9 protein-coding genes and 1 tRNA gene are annotated in these 16,586 nt (G+C 33.0%); 6 read left to right on the top strand and 4 right to left on the bottom strand.

The window, feature by feature from the left end:
* Positions 1-68: 68 nt before the first annotated feature.
* The 4 genes from P0R33_RS19470 to P0R33_RS19455 all read left to right on the top strand — a co-directional run bounded on the left by P0R33_RS19470 (position 69) and on the right by P0R33_RS19455 (position 7,475).
* Positions 69-1,397 (top strand): aldehyde dehydrogenase, encoded by a 1,329-nt coding sequence (locus P0R33_RS19470; protein WP_276175673.1) that lies wholly within the window; start codon positions 69-71, stop codon positions 1,395-1,397.
* 119 nt (positions 1,398-1,516) lie between these two features.
* On the top strand, positions 1,517-2,320 hold the full coding sequence (locus P0R33_RS19465; protein ID WP_276172826.1) for a hypothetical protein: 804 nt from the start codon (positions 1,517-1,519) through the stop codon (positions 2,318-2,320).
* An 88-nt stretch (positions 2,321-2,408) separates the two neighbouring features.
* Complete coding sequence (locus P0R33_RS19460; protein WP_276172825.1) at positions 2,409-6,461, top strand: PAS domain S-box protein; 4,053 nt, start codon at positions 2,409-2,411, stop codon at positions 6,459-6,461.
* 162 nt (positions 6,462-6,623) lie between these two features.
* Positions 6,624-7,475 carry a neutral zinc metallopeptidase gene (locus P0R33_RS19455; RefSeq protein ID WP_276172824.1) on the top strand — a complete coding sequence of 284 codons (852 nt, stop codon included), beginning with the start codon at positions 6,624-6,626 and terminating at the stop codon, positions 7,473-7,475.
* Between the two features lie 395 nt (positions 7,476-7,870).
* On the opposite strand, the gene P0R33_RS19450 is transcribed toward P0R33_RS19455, so the two are convergent.
* The 4 genes from P0R33_RS19450 to P0R33_RS19435 form a co-directional block, all read right to left on the bottom strand.
* A tRNA-His gene (locus P0R33_RS19450) sits at positions 7,871-7,944 on the bottom strand.
* A gap of 79 nt (positions 7,945-8,023) precedes the next feature.
* A complete protein-coding gene (bshB1, locus tag P0R33_RS19445; protein ID WP_276172823.1) occupies positions 8,024-8,740 on the bottom strand; it encodes a bacillithiol biosynthesis deacetylase BshB1 in 717 nt (238 codons plus the stop codon).
* Between the two features lie 88 nt (positions 8,741-8,828).
* Positions 8,829-9,893 carry a chorismate-binding protein gene (locus P0R33_RS19440; protein WP_276172822.1) on the bottom strand — a complete coding sequence of 355 codons (1,065 nt, stop codon included), beginning with the start codon at positions 9,891-9,893 and terminating at the stop codon, positions 8,829-8,831.
* A 3-nt stretch (positions 9,894-9,896) separates the two neighbouring features.
* Complete coding sequence (locus P0R33_RS19435) at positions 9,897-10,328, bottom strand: PaaI family thioesterase (protein WP_276172821.1); 432 nt, start codon at positions 10,326-10,328, stop codon at positions 9,897-9,899.
* Between the two features lie 334 nt (positions 10,329-10,662).
* Between P0R33_RS19435 and P0R33_RS19430 the strand changes: the two genes are divergently transcribed.
* Positions 10,663-12,171, top strand: coding sequence for a hypothetical protein (locus P0R33_RS19430; RefSeq protein ID WP_276172820.1), 1,509 nt, complete (start codon positions 10,663-10,665; stop codon positions 12,169-12,171).
* Positions 12,172-12,720: 549 nt separating this feature from the next.
* Positions 12,721-16,374: a phosphoribosylformylglycinamidine synthase gene (gene purL, locus P0R33_RS19425; RefSeq protein ID WP_276172819.1), complete on the top strand. Its 3,654-nt coding sequence runs from the start codon at positions 12,721-12,723 to the stop codon at positions 16,372-16,374.
* Positions 16,375-16,586: the final 212 nt, after the last annotated feature.

Raw genomic sequence — 16,586 nt, 5'->3', positions numbered from 1 at the left:
TTTAATTGTTAATTTTTAAAATTTTATCGATTAACTTGCATAGAGTAAAAAACAAGCTGATCGGAAAAATGGATTATAAAAGTGACATCGGGTATCGAAAAGAAACACTGAAAAAGTTATTATACAACATTCAGAAAAGTGAAGATTTAATAATTCAAGCTTTACATGATGATTTTAAAAAACCTGAGTTTGAAGCTGTTGTTACAGAAACTCATTATGTAATTTCAGAACTTAAAGACACTATCAAAAACATAAATTCTTGGGCGAAACCCAAACGTGTTTTTCCTTCACTTATAAATTTTCCTTCTAGCGATTATATTTACAAAGAACCTTACGGCAATGTCTTGATTATTGCACCTTGGAATTATCCTTTTCAACTGGCCTTATGCCCTTTGATTGCTGCAGTTGCCGCTGGAAACAGGGTTACAGTAAAACCATCAGAACTTACTCCTCACACTTCGGCAATTATTGCTAAAATTATAGAAAAAACTTTCCACATTAATCATGTTGAAGTTTTTGAAGGCGGCGTAGAAGTTTCAAATAAATTGTTGGCACAACGCTGGGATTATATATTTTTTACTGGAAGTGTTGCAGTTGGAAAAATAATTGCAAAAGCCGCAGCAGAAAACTTGACTCCAATAACTTTAGAATTAGGCGGAAAAAATCCATGTATAGTCGACGAAACTGCCAATTTAAGACTTGCTGCAAAACGTATTGTTTGGGGAAAATTTATTAATGCGGGCCAGACTTGCATTGCACCCGATTATATTTTGGTTCAAAAAAATATGAAAGTCAATTTTATTACCTGCCTAATTGAAGAAATCATTAAGGCTTATGGAAAAAAAATAGACAAATCTCCTGATTTTGCGCGCATTATTAATACCAAAAATTGGTATCAACTTACTAATATGATTCAAAATGAGCATGTTTTATTTGGAGGAGAAAGTGACGCTAATAAACTCTACATTGCGCCAACTTTATTAGAAGAACCTGATTTAGATAGTCCGGTTATGAAAGAAGAAATTTTCGGTCCGATACTCCCAATTCTTACATATGAAAATGAAAATGATATTGAAAATGTGGTGAGCCGTTATGAGAAACCTCTTTCATTTTATATTTTTAGTGAAAATAATTCATTTGTTAAGAAATTAATTTCAAAGTACTCTTTTGGAGGAGGATGCGTAAATGATACTGTAATTCATTTCTCAAATAAAAGACTTCCTTTTGGCGGTGTCGGTCATAGCGGAATTGGCGCATATCACGGCCAGCGTAGCTTTGATACTTTTTCTCATCACAAACCGATTGTCAAAAAAGGAAATTGGCTTGATTTGCCAATGCGATATGCTCCTTACAAAGATAAATTAGCTTCAATAAAACGCATTTTAGACTGGCTTTAAAATAGTTACTTTCCTGCGGAATGTTTTGTAGATTTTTATTCGGATTTGATTTAAAATATTATATTTACGTCAAGATACATATATAATATTACAAGTCTATAAAACAATTTTACGCAAAAATGAAATCTACACTTGATCAAATTGAGGACATTAAAAAAAATGGCTATTCTCTTGATTTTGCTACAACTTTTGATCACGCCTTTGAAAATTATAAAAAAATAGCAATATATTCAGGACTTATCTTTTTGGTATTTTCCGTATTTATTGCTTTAGTTTATATGGGAACAATTACAGCTGTTTTCGGAATAGAGAATATCAAAAAAGATTTCATTGGAGAATATAGCAAACGAAAATTATCTGGAGACGAAATTTTAATACATTCTCTCGGATTGGCTACATTGGCTGGTTTACTAGCACCTTTTATGGCCGGTTTTTTAAAAATGGCAGATTCTGCAGACAGAGATGTAGAATTTAATGTTTCAACAATTTTCAGCTATTATAAGGCTCCTTATTTCGTACAATTATTTATAAATGCTTTTATTCCTGCTTTAGTAGGAACAGGTATTTCCGAGATAGTAAAAAACATTGACAGTTCTTCCATAGGAAATACTATTGCAATTGTAATACCGTACTTTATATCCTACTTCATGTTTTTATCAATTCCGTTAGTTGTCTTTGGAAAATTAAAAGGAATTGAGGCTATAAAATCAAGTTTCATCATCGTTACCAAAAACCCGCTTACCATATTTGCTTTTTTCATTTTAGGATTTATCGGCTCTCTTGTCGGTCTTATTGGATGTGGTATCCTTGTACTTTTTACTATCGTCTTTAATTCCTCAATGATTTATGCAACATATTACGCAATATTTGGAATAAAACAAGAAGATTCAATTAATTCAATTGGAAATTCTAGTGTAGATTAAAATAGAAAATTCTTATTCTCAAGGAGACTGACCAACTCTTTTAAAGAATTTTCAAAGGCTTTTTAGTAAACCAACTACCCCAAATTCTATGGCCGTGGACTGTAGTTTTTTCAAATCGGTAATTTCAGGAATTTTCAGTATTGGAAATGCCTTAGAGGCTATTATGGCAAGTTGGCAACTATTTTCTTCTGACATTATTTTCTACAATAACCCAAAACTTATTGTCTTAGGTTTATCTCTTTTTGCATTTCTTTCACTGCTTGTTTATCAGTTTTTTAGAATAAAGGCTAAAATTGGATATTTTATAGAAAAAAAGAAAGAACAAGATACCGTTAGCAAAGAATATCAGCTTTATATTTTATTTTTTGGAATTGCGGTAATTGTAATCGAGATTATCAATGAAATCTTCAAAATCAGGCCTAAAAGTCTTTTAATTTTAAATGTTTCTATTGGTATTGGCGTACTCCTTATTTATGCAATTACAGATAAAATAAAATGGCTTCGAGATAAAATTCAGCAGATTTTTATCTTTTGTTTCTTTATATACATGAGTTATGTAGGCTCAAATATTATACTGCTTCGTAACGATGTTGTACCTATAATAGTTTTTCTAATTTCTTTTTTCTTTTCGTACAATATTCTAAAACCCATAAGAATATATTGGATTTTTGTTGGTTTGGTCTTTACATTTCTAATCCTTACGGTGGCTTTTCAGCTAATTCCAATAAAATCTTCTATTTTACTGATTAATTTTTGCATTCTAATTTTCATCATAAACCAAGTAAAATATGCGGTTTTATTAAATAATCGTGACAATTTTAGATTTGCTAATGAAATTGTCCACAAAGGAAATTCACTTACAATTGCATCCAATCAGAACGGAGAAATTTTATTTTGCAGCGAAACAATTACTTCTATTTTGGGTTATCAGCCTGAAGAAGTTATGGGGATAAAATTCTGGGAATTAACTCAGGATTCTGAATTTTCGACAACATTAAACTCTGTAAAAAATGAAGAAGACAAGATTTACATCAGAAAATTGAAATGTAAAAATGGAGAGTTTAAATACATTCAATGGAAAGACAAAAAATTCTCAGAAGATTTAATTATAAGTATAGGTCAGGATGTTACAGAACAAATTCTTGTTCAAAATCAATACAAAAATCTAATCCAGACAGCAACCGATATCATTTTTGAGTTTGATACTGATGGTAATTTTACTTTCATAAATGAATTTGGAATTTCAATTTTAGGATATTCAGAAAATGAAATTATAAAGAAGCATTATTCAAGTTTTATTCAAGAGCAATATATTAAAAGTGCTGCAGATTTTTACTCCAATCTAGTTTTAAATGAAACTAATAACTCAGTAATAGAAATTCCTATTTTCAAGAAAAATGGAAAAGAAATGTGGATTTCTCAAAAAATTACTGTGCGAAGAAATGAATTCGGCCAATTTGCAGGTTTTTCTGGAATAGCAAGAGATATTACTGAAAAAAAGAACATCGAAAAGGAGAAAAAAAGACGACTTAAAAAAATTGAAGCTTACAATAATTCGACAAAAAAATTATCGACAACCGATTTCAGCAAATATGACAAATTAAATATTGTAATTAATCTGATTCTAAAAGAAGCTTCAACAATAAGCAATGCTAATCGCGTTAGTTTTTGGAAATATGATAGCGATTTAATTACTTGCCAAAACCTTTACAGTCTTGATAATCAAAATTTAAACGATAAAAATATTCTAAACAAAGAATCGTATCCAATATATTTTGAAACTTTAAACAACAAAGCCATCATTAATGCCCCAGACGTTTTCAATAAATTAGAAACTTCTGAATTTCAAAAATTATATTTTACGCAAAATAACATAAAGTCAATGTTAGATGTTCCAATTTTTCTAACGGGACAATTGGCTGGAGTTGTTTGTTTTGAAAGCACCGAAAAAAAACGAGAATGGGACAATGAAGACATCAATTATGCGAGAACAATTTCTGATGTAATTTCATTAGCAATTTCTTCGCAAATGAGATTGGAGGCCGAAAGAAAACTAGAATTCAAAAGTGATCTTTTATCTGCACTTTCATTATGCACAGAAAAATTTTTACTTAGCAAAACTACCGAACAGATGTTTCAGGAAACCTACAACATTATCGGAAGAGCTGCAAAAGTAGATCATATGTATTATTACGAAAAAGATCCAATTTATAATACTGTCTACCAAAAATACAAATGGTCTCGCGAAGGTGTCGCTCACCAGATTACGCCTTTGCGCCATATGACGGAAGAAAATTTAAAAGAAATTTACGACGCCGCTCAGCAAAAGAAAATTGTAAATACTTTGACAAGACAACTTAACGAAGGTTTCTTTAGAACGTTATTAATCAATAACGAAATTCAATCTATTTTAATTTTACCGCTTTACATCAATGATCTTTTTACTGGTTTTATTGGTTTTGATGATTGTTTTAATGAAAGAAAATGGTCTGAAGACGAAATCAATATTTTTCAGGTATTAGCCAATAATATTTCGTCTGCACTTGAAAGAAATCGTAACGAAAGTAAAATACTCGAAAGTGAAGAGAAATTTAAATTAATAGCCAACAATATTCCTGGAACGGTTTATCTATCAAAATTTGATGCTTTTTCTACCAAGATTTTCTTAAATGATGAAGTTCTAAATTTAACTGGATATTCAAAATCTGAATTTATAGAGAATAATTTGTCGTTTCTTTCTTTAATTCATCACGATGATAAAGAAGAAGTTATCAATAATCAAATTGATAATTTGCAAAACGGAATGCCATTGCATAATGTTTATCGAATTAAGCGAAAAACTGGAGAATATATTTGGATTGAAGAGTTTGGAGATGTTATAAAAAGAGATGATGAAATTGAATTTGTTGGCGGAATTTACTTTGATATTACTAACAAAAAAGAAATTGAAGATGCCATAAAAGCCAAACAATTGGCAGAAGCAGCCAGCAAATCTAAATCTGATTTCTTGGCAAATATGTCGCACGAAATTAGAACACCGCTAAACGGAATTATTGGTTTTACTCATTTATTGATGAAAACTGATTTGGAAGAAATTCAGGAAAAATACATGACAACGATAAATCAATCGGCGCATTCACTGCTTGAAATTGTAAATGATATTCTAGATTTCTCTAAAATCGAAGCAGGAAAATTAGAATTGTTTATCGATCTCTACGATATAAAAAAGGTCTTGGCGCAGGTTTTCGATTTAATTGTTTACGAGTCCAATCAAAAAAATCTGAGCTTGGAACTGAACATTGATACCGATGTTCCGAAATTCATTTGGACCGATATTGTTCGAATCAAACAAATCTTAATTAATCTACTTTCTAATGCGATAAAATTTACAACTGAAGGTTCTATCAAATTAAATGTTTCTGTTTTAGAAAAAAAGAAAAATAATTATCATCTAATTCGTTTTGCAGTAATTGACACTGGAATTGGAATTTTAGAAAAAAACCAAAAGAAAATTTTCAAAGCTTTTTCACAAGAAGATAGTTCTACAACGAGAAAATTCGGAGGAACTGGATTAGGATTGACAATTTCAAATCAGTTATTAGCTTTGATGGAAAGCCGATTACAGCTTGAAAGCAAAATAAATGAAGGAAGTACTTTCTTTTTTGATTTAAATCTAAAAACAAGCAATCAAAGTATTAATGATAAATACAATACTGAACTTAAAAGTTTAAATATCGAATTGGACTCTGAAAATATAGAGCGCGACGGCAATAAGATTACATTTTTGATTGTAGAAGATAATAAAGTAAATATGTTGCTTCTAAAAACGATTATTAAAAATCTTTACAACAATGCCTTTATATACGAATGTGAAAATGGATATGAAGCGATACAACAATTTGAAGAGATAAATCCGACGATAATTTTCATGGATATTCAAATGCCAATTATGAATGGTTACGAAACTGCGAAAGCCATCAGAAATAGTCCAAAAGGCCGTGATATTCCAATAATCGCAGTGACCGCTGGAACAGAAAAAGAGGAAAGAAATAAATGCATTTCTGCTGGAATGGACGATTATATTTCTAAACCAATCATGAAAGGAATTGTTGAAGAAGCATTAACAAAATGGCTAGGATAATTTATAGTTTTCAATTCCAGTCCCATATTTCAGTCTAAATCTCCAATTAAGACTTAGACTGTGATTAAAAACTAAACATAAATCTTTCAAATGTAAAATTTATCACAAAAAATCTATAAATTCGTACAACCTTTTAGATATTAAGTTTAAAAACAATTCAATATGAAATGGCAAGGCAGAAGACAAAGTGATAATGTAGAAGACCGAAGAGGTATATCTGGCGGAAAAGCCGTTATTGGTGGAGGAATAATCGGTATCATTATCCTTTTGGTAAATGTTTTTGGAGGTGAAAATGCTCAAATGATCACTCCTGTTTTAGAGCAATTGCAAGGTGGACAAAACCAACAGACTGAAACTGCTGCTCCTTTAAGCAAAGAAGATGAAGAAATGGGGAATTTCGTTAGAGTTATTTTGGCAGATAACGAAGATATTTGGAGTAAAATTTTTGCTGAGCACGGCATGACATACGAAAAACCAAAATTGGTACTTTTTAAAGGTTCTGTACAAACTGCTTGTGGTGGTGCATCATCGGCTTCTGGACCATTTTATTGCCCTGGCGATCGTAAAGTATATATGGACTTGGCTTTTTTTGAAGAATTAAAAAATAAATTTGGAGCAAAAGGAGGCGATTTTGCCATTGCTTATGTAATTGCGCATGAAATTGGTCATCACATACAAACTTTATTGGGAACATCTGCAAAAATGCGTCAAGACCAACAAGGAAAAAGCGAAGCTCAAGCAAATAAATTATCTGTTGCATTAGAATTACAAGCAGACTTTTATGCTGGAGTTTGGGCCCATTATAATCAGGAAAACTTAGATTCGGGAGATATTGAAGAAGCATTAAGCGCTGCAAATGCAGTTGGAGACGACGCGATACAAAGCAAAATGCAAGGACATGTAGTTCCTGATTCTTTTACACACGGAAGCTCAGAACAGAGAATGTATTGGTTTAATAAAGGTTTTAAAACTGGAGATATTAAACAAGGAACTACATTTGAAGAAATTAGATAGCATAATAAACCAAATATAATAACCACCAGAAAAGCCCAACTTTGCCGTTGGGCTTTTTTAATGAAAAAAATTTATTCCGAAGGAATGACTTAAATTCGAATTATATATACATGTAAACAAGTGTCCCTACAGGATACCATACAATATAATATCATTTTTGCTACCGACGAGATATTCCTATGGAATATTAAAAATTTTAAAGACAAAATCAATTATGAACCAACATTAAGAAACATAGCCCGTGGTTTCAACCACGGGAATGTAACATTACGCAACGCATATCCCGATTGTCTCCGTGGTTGAAACCACGGGCTATATTTGAAATTTTAATTATGATTTCAAAGAAATATAAACGCACAAAAAAAGCCTTGAATTTCTTCAAGGCTTTAAATCTGGGTGGCTGACCGGGTTCGAACCGGCGACCCGCGGCACCACAAACCGCTACTCTAACCAGCTGAGCTACAACCACCATTTTTCTGCTTAGCGAGTGCAAATATAGAACAAAGGTTCAGTTCTACAAAGAAAAAAATGAAAAATTTTTATAAAAATTAAATCAAATTTTCTAAGCTATTGACTGCCAAACACCTTTCAACCGTAAAACCCTCTGCAAAATCTTTTCCAACTAGTCTTCCTAAGTCCTGCGCACGATAATTTAAACTCTCAAAGAAGTTTTTACTTGTAATTGGCGTTGCAGGTTCTTTCGAATTTGGATCGTAAAATTGCGTTTTATAAGCAGAAATCGCTTCCACTTTCTTTTTTTCAAATCCTGTAATATCAACAACAAAATCTGGAGTAATATTTTTCCATTGAATATAATGGTAAACAATCTTTGGTCTCCAAGCTTCTTGTTTCTCGCCGTCAATTGAAGTTTCGATTTTCATTAAACCAGAAAGAAAACAAGAATCAGAAACTAATTTACTTCCTTTTCCGTGATCAATATGTCGATCGTCGATTGCATTGCATAATACAATTTCAGGTTTGTATTTACGAATCATTTTTATGACCTCTAATTGATGTTTTTCGTCATTAACAAAAAATCCGTCACGCATCGCTAAATTTTCGCGTACTACAACGCCTAAAATCTTCGCCGCGTCTTTTGCTTCTTGATCTCTAGTTTCTGCTGTTCCGCGTGTTCCTAATTCGCCACGCGTTAAATCTACAATCCCTACTTTTTTACCAAGTGATACTTCTTTTAAAATGGTTCCTGCACAACCCAATTCTACATCGTCTGGATGCGCGCCAAAGGCTAATATATCTAATTTCATTATTTTTTGTTTCAAGTTTCAAGTTTCAGGTTTAAAGTTGTCAACAGAACGTGAAACTTGAAACCTGAAACTTGAAACAATTTATAAACTATTTTTTCAAAACTCTCTTCATCGTCATCGATTTGTTGACGCTTTCTTCCCATTCTTTTTCGGGAATACTTTCTTTTGTAATGCCGCAGCCCATATATAATATGGCTTTATCATCCTTAATCTGCATGCATCGTAAATTTACGAATAAATCAGAACTTGAATTATTTCCCGTAAAAGTGCTATTCAATTCGCCAAGAAAACCTGTATAGAAAGTTCTATCGTAATTTTCATTTTCTAAAATAAAAGCTTTTGATTTTTTCTTTGGCAAACCGCAAACCGCTGGCGTCGGATGCAAAGTATCGATCACTTCTTCTAAAGTTGAATTTTCTTTTAAAACTCCAGAAATATCCGTTTTAATATGCCAAATAGATCCCGCTTTTAAACTGTAAGGTTCTGAAACTACAACTGAAGCTGTAAATTCTCTCAGTCTTTTTACGATAAAATCAGTCACAAATTGCTGTTCATCTTTTTCTTTTTGTTGCCAGACAAGTTCATTTTGAGAATTATCTTTTTGCGTTCCAGCCAAAGCCATTGTTTCAAAAACATTTCTGTTTGCTTTTAGCAATTTTTCTGGCGTTGCTCCCATCCAAAGTCCAATTTTCGGATGAAAGAAACAATAACAAAATGTTGCTGGATATAATTGAACCAAATGCTGAAAAGTTTCAATAAAGTCGAATTCGGCCAAAGAAACTTCTTCACTTCTTGATAAAACTACTTTTTTGAATTCTTCATTTTTAATTGCTTGAATTCCCTGCGCAACTAAATATTCATATTGAAATTTAGCTTCAGGATCAAAAGTCAAATCATCAATTTCAACTGATTCAAATGAAGTTGCTTCTTTTTCTAAAGTGATAATCTCAGATTCGTTTTCTGGAATGAGAACTAATTGTTTTTCATCAAAAGAAGCGAAAACAAATCCTTTTTCGCTATAATCAGCAACTTTATATAATGTATTATTTTGCTGTAAAATGCCAACAAAGTCTGTTGAGTTTGGTTTTGAATAAAGCACAAAAGGTAAATTCTGTTCTTTATGACTTTTAATTTTTAAGAAAAATGGATTCATAATTTATTCATTTTTCTTTCTTTCCAAAACCATATTCGTCAGTTTGCAAAGCGAAATTAAATTCCCTGCTTCATCGGTAATTTTAATTTCCCATAAATGAAGACTTCTTCCTTTATGAATAATTCTCGCAGTTCCAAAAACATAACCTTCGCGAATACTTTTTAGGTGATTTGCCGAAATTTCGATACCTCTTACCTCCTGCTCTTTCGGATTGATAAAAAAGAAAGAAGCCGCACTTCCGACACTTTCTGCCAAAGCTACAGAAGCGCCACCGTGAAGCAATCCCATTGGTTGGTGAACACTCGGATTTACAGGCATTTTTGCAGTTAAAAAATCCTCTCCAGCGTCAATATATTCAATTTTGAGCGTTTCCATTAATGTGTTTTTAGAAAACTCATTACAGCGCGCTAAAATCTGCTCTTTTGTATAATTCATTAAAATAATCTTTAAAATCGTAAAATTAAAGAAAGATAAGACACAAATCGAAAAATCGGATTTTAAAATTAAAAATCAATTATGAACTTGTCAGTTTTTTGCTATTTTTACAAAAACAATCAAAATTAATCTTTGGCTTTTTTTGCCACAGATTACACAGATTAAAAGGATTTACTTTTTTGAGATAGCCACGAATTGCACAAATTTTCACGAATTAAATTGAATAAAAATTTGTGAAAATTTGTGTAATTGCTTCGCCTGTTCGCTGTCGCTCGGGTCGTGGAGAAAAAAAATCATTTTAATCCATTTAATCTGTGGCAAAAAAATAAATCAAATGCGTCAATACTTTGCAATCTTTGTTCTGGGTTTAATATTAGTTTTAAGTTCTTGCCGAACTGACTTTGATACTGTTGCCAGTTCTGGAGATTTAAAGTTTTCAAAAGACACCGTTTATTTGGATACCGTTTTTAAAAATATCGGTTCAAGCACCTATCAATTAAAAGTTTATAATCGAAGTAAAAATGATATTTCGATTCCAATTGTACAGCTAAAAAAAGGTTTAAGTTCTAAATACAGAATGACCGTTGACGGAATGACGGGAAATAATGGAAAGATTTTTAAAGATGTAACGCTTTTAGCGAAAGACAGTTTGTACATTTTTATAGAAACTACAGCCGATATTACAGATGCTAATCCGACTGATTTTTTATATACTGATGAAATTCAGTTTGACAGCGGTGCAAATCTTCAAGAAGTGGCTTTGGTGACTTTAATTCAAGATGCCGTTTTCTTATATCCAAATCAAAATCCGGACGGAACAAAAGAAAAAATTACAATTGACAGTAAAGAGGTTGACGGGTTTTATTTAAGTGAGAATGATCCTGTAAACGGAAACGAACTTCTTTTTACCAAACAAAAACCCTACGTAATTTATGGTTACGCAGGCGTTCCAGAAAACAAAATTGTAAGTTTTGAAGCCGGTTCAAGAGTTCATTTTCACGCTAATTCAGGTTTATACGTTGGGAAAAATGCAACTCTTCAAATTAACGGAAGTGCTTCAACAACAGAAAAACTCGAAAACGAAGTTGTTTTTGAAGGCGATCGTTTAGAATCTCTTTACTCAGATATTCCTGGACAATGGAAATCGGTAATTTTTGAAAAAGGAAGTACAAATCATTCAATCAACCATTTAACTTTAAAAAATGCAACGACTGGTTTAGACTTTAGAAGTCCCCTAAATACAGCACAAATTAAAAACACTCAGATTTATAATTGTGTAGAATATGGCATTTTGGCTCAAAACAGTAAAATCATCGGCGAAAATATCGTGATTAATTATGCAGGTTTATCAAGTTTATCTTGTATTTATGGTGGCGATTACAAATTTACACATTGCACTTTTTACAACAATTGGTCAAACCCTTCTCATTTCGCAGTCAATTTGAGCAATAGTTTGAGCGGGGCAACACCAGAAACAAATCCGTTAACTCAAGCTACTTTCAATAATTGTATTATTTATGGCTCGAATTTTAACGAATTCAATATCAGTAAAAACACGGCCTCCGCTTTTGTTTTTCAATTAAATAATTGTTTGCTGAAATTCGGAAGTACTTCAAATCCTGATTATCAGTTTAAAACAGATCCAACACATTACAACAACATTATTCTAAATGAAAATCCGAAGTTTTATAATGTTTCTCAAAATAAGTTTAATATCGATAAAACTTCTGCCGCTTTTGCGAAAGGGAGTCAGGCCTATGTAATTTCGTTGGATATTTTAGGAATTACAAGAACTTCTCCGCCAGATTTGGGTGCATATCAGAGTCAAGATTTCCCTAAATAAAAACATTAAGTTTATTTCAACATATAAGTGATATAAGAAAATTTAAGTTTTAGCTGAATTTTGCTCTCAAAGATGCAAAGTATTTTGACATAGTACCCATGCAGTTTGTCATTTCGACGAAGGAGAAATCTTCGCAAGAAACTCCGTAACGCAAATCCAATCTTTGTCGAGCTACTTGTGGAGATTTCTCCTTCGTCGAAATGACAAAAAAAGGCAAAAAAAACTTTGCGCCTTCGCGTCTTAGCGAGATTAAATTTTCTCCATTCTGCAAATTCCTCGTATTTACTTTAGAAAAATTTGTAACGCAATTTTAAGACTCGCTTGCTTTTGATGAAGTCTTTTTTTGACATAAAATCGAAAAGAAACAAACGTTTACAAAGAAAAATTGAAGTTCAAAAAATGTTAAATTTTGAACGATAAAATGAGCAAAAAAATTGCATTTTTATGACAAAAAAGAGTGAAAATAAATTATTAAAAAGGCACAGATTCTCTCTTTTTTTTTCGGTTTAGATTGACTAAATTTGCACCTCAATACAACAAACTACACAAATGATCCATTTCTTTGAAAACCAAAGCAAAACTGTTTTTGCCGTACAAACGCAAAACGAAATTTCAGCTCAAGACATTTCAAAATTAAACTGGCTTTTTGCCGACGCGAATAAGATTGAAAAATCTGCATTGACAGGTTTCTTTGTTGGTCCTCGCGCAACAATGATTACACCTTGGAGTACAAATGCTGTAGAAATTACTCAAAACATGGGAATTTCTGGCATTATCAGAATTGAAGAATTTCATCCTGCAACGGAAGATTTTACTGATTTTGACCCAATGCTTTCTCAAAAATTCAACGAATTAGATCAAGAAATCTTCACTATCAACATTCAGCCAGAACCAATTTTGGAGATTGATGATATTGCTGCTTACAACAAAGTAGAAGGTTTAGCTTTAAGCGAAGAAGAAGTAGAATACTTAAATAATCTTTCGACTAAACTAGGAAGAAAATTAACTGATTCTGAAATTTTTGCTTTCTCGCAAGCGAATTCAGAACACTGCCGTCACAAAATCTTCAACGGAACTTTTGTTATTGATGGCGAAGAAAAAGAAACTTCTCTTTTCAAATTAATCAAAAAAACATCTCAGGAAAATCCTAACGATATTGTATCTGCTTACAAAGACAACGTTGCTTTTGTAAAAGGACCAAAAGTGCAACAGTTTGCACCAAAATCAGCTGATAAATCTGATTTTTACGAAATAAAAGAATTTGATTCTGTAATCTCATTAAAAGCCGAAACACACAATTTCCCAACAACAGTTGAGCCTTTCAACGGAGCTGCAACAGGATCAGGAGGAGAAATTCGTGACCGTTTAGCTGGTGGACAAGGTTCATTGCCTTTAGCTGGAACTGCTGTTTACATGACTTCTTACTCTCGTTTGAAAGAAGACAGAAAATGGGAAAATGCAGTTGAAGAAAGAAAATGGTTGTACCAAACACCAATGGATATTTTAATCAAAGCTTCAAACGGAGCTTCAGATTTCGGAAATAAATTTGGACAGCCGCTTATTACAGGTTCTGTTTTAACTTTCGAACATTCAGAAAACGACCGTAAAATTGGTTATGATAAAGTAATCATGCAAGCAGGAGGAATTGGATACGGAAAACTAGATCAATCCATTAAAAAGAAACCACAAGAAGGCGATAAAATCGTAATTCTTGGTGGAGAAAATTATAGAATCGGAATGGGTGGAGCTGCGGTTTCATCTGCAGATACAGGAGCTTTCGGTTCAGGAATCGAATTAAATGCCATTCAGCGTTCAAATCCAGAAATGCAAAAACGTGCTGCAAACGCGATTCGTGGTTTAGTAGAAAGCGACAACAATCCAATTGTTTCTATTCACGATCACGGAGCTGGAGGACACTTAAACTGCCTTTCTGAATTAGTGGAAGAAACTGGAGGTTTAATCGATTTAGATAAATTACCAGTTGGAGATCCAACACTTTCTGCAAAAGAAATTATCGGTAACGAATCTCAGGAAAGAATGGGATTGGTTATTGGTCAAAAAGATATTGATACGTTGCAAAGAATCGCCGACAGAGAGCGTTCACCAATGTACGAAGTTGGAGATGTAACGGGAGATCACCGTTTTACATTCGAATCAAAATCAAATGGTTCAAAACCGATGGATTATGCTTTAGAAGATTTCTTCGGAAGTTCTCCAAAAACGGTTATGACAGACAAAACTATCGATAGAAAATATGCAGATGTTGCTTATTCAGCAAATGATTTCGAAAGTTATTTAAAAGACGTTTTACGTTTAGAAGCTGTTGCTTCAAAAGACTGGTTGACTAACAAAGTGGACCGTTGCGTTGGTGGAAAAGTGGCCAAACAGCAAAATGCAGGACCGTTACAATTGCCTTTAAATAATGTTGGAGTTATGGCTCTGGATTATTTAGGGAAAGAAGGAATTGCAACTTCTATCGGGCACGCTCCTATCTCTGCTTTGATTGATCCGGTTGCAGGAAGTAGAAATGCTATTGCAGAATCGTTATCAAACATTGTTTGGGCACCAATTAAAGATGGTTTAAAAGGTATTTCATTATCTGCAAACTGGATGTGGGCTTGTAAAAACGAAGGTGAAGACGCTCGTTTGTACGCTGCTGTTGAAGGTTGTTCAGAATTTGCAATTGAATTGAAAATCAATATTCCGACAGGAAAAGATTCACTTTCGATGAAACAAAAATATCCAAACGGCGAAGTAATCGCGCCAGGAACGGTTATTATTTCAGCAGCTGGAAACTGTACAGATATTAGAAAAGTAGTGGAGCCTGTTTTACAGAAAAACGGAGATTCAATCTATTATATCAATTTGTCTCAAGATGATTTCAAATTAGGAGGTTCTTCTTTTGCACAAATCAGAAATACAATCGGAAACGAAACGTCTACCATTAAAGATGCTTCTTTCTTCAAAAATGCTTTTAATACAGTCCAAGATTTAATCGGTGAAAACCAAATTTTAGCAGGTCACGATATTGGAAGCGGTGGTTTAATCACTACCTTATTAGAATTGTGTTTTGCTGATGTGAATTTGGGAGCAAAAATTGATTTCTCTGCATTTGCTGAAAAAGACTTATTGAAAATCCTTTTCGCAGAAAACATCGGAATTGTATTCCAAGCTCAATCTGACGAAGCTGTTGAAGCTAAATTAAATGCTAATAATATTGAATTCTTCAAAATTGGATCTGTAACTTCTACAGCAACTTTAGAAATTGCAGATTATAAATTAGACATTCCAACCTACAGAGATGTTTGGTTCGAGACTTCTTATTTGTTAGATCAAAAACAATCTAAAAACGGAAGAGCTCAGGCACGTTTCGAAAACTATAAAAATCAGGTTTTAAATTATACTTTCCCTGCACATTTTACAGGAAAAGCGCCTGTCATCTCGAGCGGAGTCGAGAGACCAAAAGCGGCGATTATCCGTGAAAAAGGGAGTAATTCTGAGCGTGAAATGGCAAATGCAATGTACTTAGCCGGATTCGACGTAAAAGACGTTCACATGACGGATTTAATTTCTGGCCGTGAAACTCTTGAAGATATTCAGTTTATTGGTGCAGTTGGAGGATTCTCTAACTCTGACGTTTTAGGTTCGGCTAAAGGTTGGGCTGGAGCTTTCTTATACAACGAAAAAGCAAAAACAGCTTTAGATAATTTCTTCAAAAGAGAAGATACTTTATCTGTTGGAATCTGTAATGGATGCCAGTTGTTTATGGAATTAGAAGTGATTAATCCTGAGCACGAAGTTCACGGAAAAATGCACCATAACGAAAGCCAGAAACACGAAAGTATCTTTACTTCTGTAACTGTTCAGGAAAATAATTCGGTTATGTTATCGACTTTGGCTGGAAGCACTTTAGGAGTTTGGGTTTCTCACGGAGAAGGTAAATTCAAATTACCTTACGCAGAAGATCAGTACAATATTGTTTCTAAATATGCTTACGAAGGTTATCCTGCAAATCCTAACGGTTCAGATTACAACACAGCAATGATGTGTGACAAAACAGGAAGACATTTAGTAATGATGCCTCACATTGAACGTTCTACTTTCCAATGGAACTGGGCTCATTATCCAAAAGATAGAAATGACGAGGTTACGCCTTGGCACGAAGCTTTTGTCAATGCAAGAAAATGGATTGAGAAAAACTAAGAAATATATTTTATGAAAAGCGCCCGAATTTATCGGGCGCTTTTTTTTTATAGCCACGAATTACACGAATTTCCACGAATTAATTTTCCATTATTGATAAAAGCGAATTAATTAAAAATCTTTTTAATCCGTTAATCTGTGGCATAAAAAACAATTCGTGAAAATTCGTGTAATTCGTGGCAAAAAAAACATCCCAACGCTATCCCCACATC

This window comes from Flavobacterium sp. YJ01 (assembly GCF_029320955.1).
In the GTDB taxonomy this organism is placed as follows: domain Bacteria; phylum Bacteroidota; class Bacteroidia; order Flavobacteriales; family Flavobacteriaceae; genus Flavobacterium.
This window is presented reverse-complemented; position numbering and strand designations above follow the sequence as displayed.

What these genes read in the sequence shown, in the direction of transcription:
- bshB1 (WP_276172823.1), bottom strand. Translation starts at nt 8,740, where the DNA reads ATGAAATTAGATATATTAGCCTTTGGCGCGCATCCAGACGATGTAGAA.
- P0R33_RS19470 (WP_276175673.1), top strand. Translation starts at nt 69, where the DNA reads ATGGATTATAAAAGTGACATCGGGTATCGAAAAGAAACACTGAAAAAG.
- P0R33_RS19465 (WP_276172826.1), top strand. Translation starts at nt 1,517, where the DNA reads ATGAAATCTACACTTGATCAAATTGAGGACATTAAAAAAAATGGCTAT.
- P0R33_RS19460 (WP_276172825.1), top strand. Translation starts at nt 2,409, where the DNA reads ATGGCCGTGGACTGTAGTTTTTTCAAATCGGTAATTTCAGGAATTTTC.
- P0R33_RS19435 (WP_276172821.1), bottom strand. Translation starts at nt 10,328, where the DNA reads ATGAATTATACAAAAGAGCAGATTTTAGCGCGCTGTAATGAGTTTTCT.
- P0R33_RS19440 (WP_276172822.1), bottom strand. Translation starts at nt 9,893, where the DNA reads ATGAATCCATTTTTCTTAAAAATTAAAAGTCATAAAGAACAGAATTTA.
- P0R33_RS19430 (WP_276172820.1), top strand. Translation starts at nt 10,663, where the DNA reads ATGCGTCAATACTTTGCAATCTTTGTTCTGGGTTTAATATTAGTTTTA.
- purL (WP_276172819.1), top strand. Translation starts at nt 12,721, where the DNA reads ATGATCCATTTCTTTGAAAACCAAAGCAAAACTGTTTTTGCCGTACAA.
- P0R33_RS19455 (WP_276172824.1), top strand. Translation starts at nt 6,624, where the DNA reads ATGAAATGGCAAGGCAGAAGACAAAGTGATAATGTAGAAGACCGAAGA.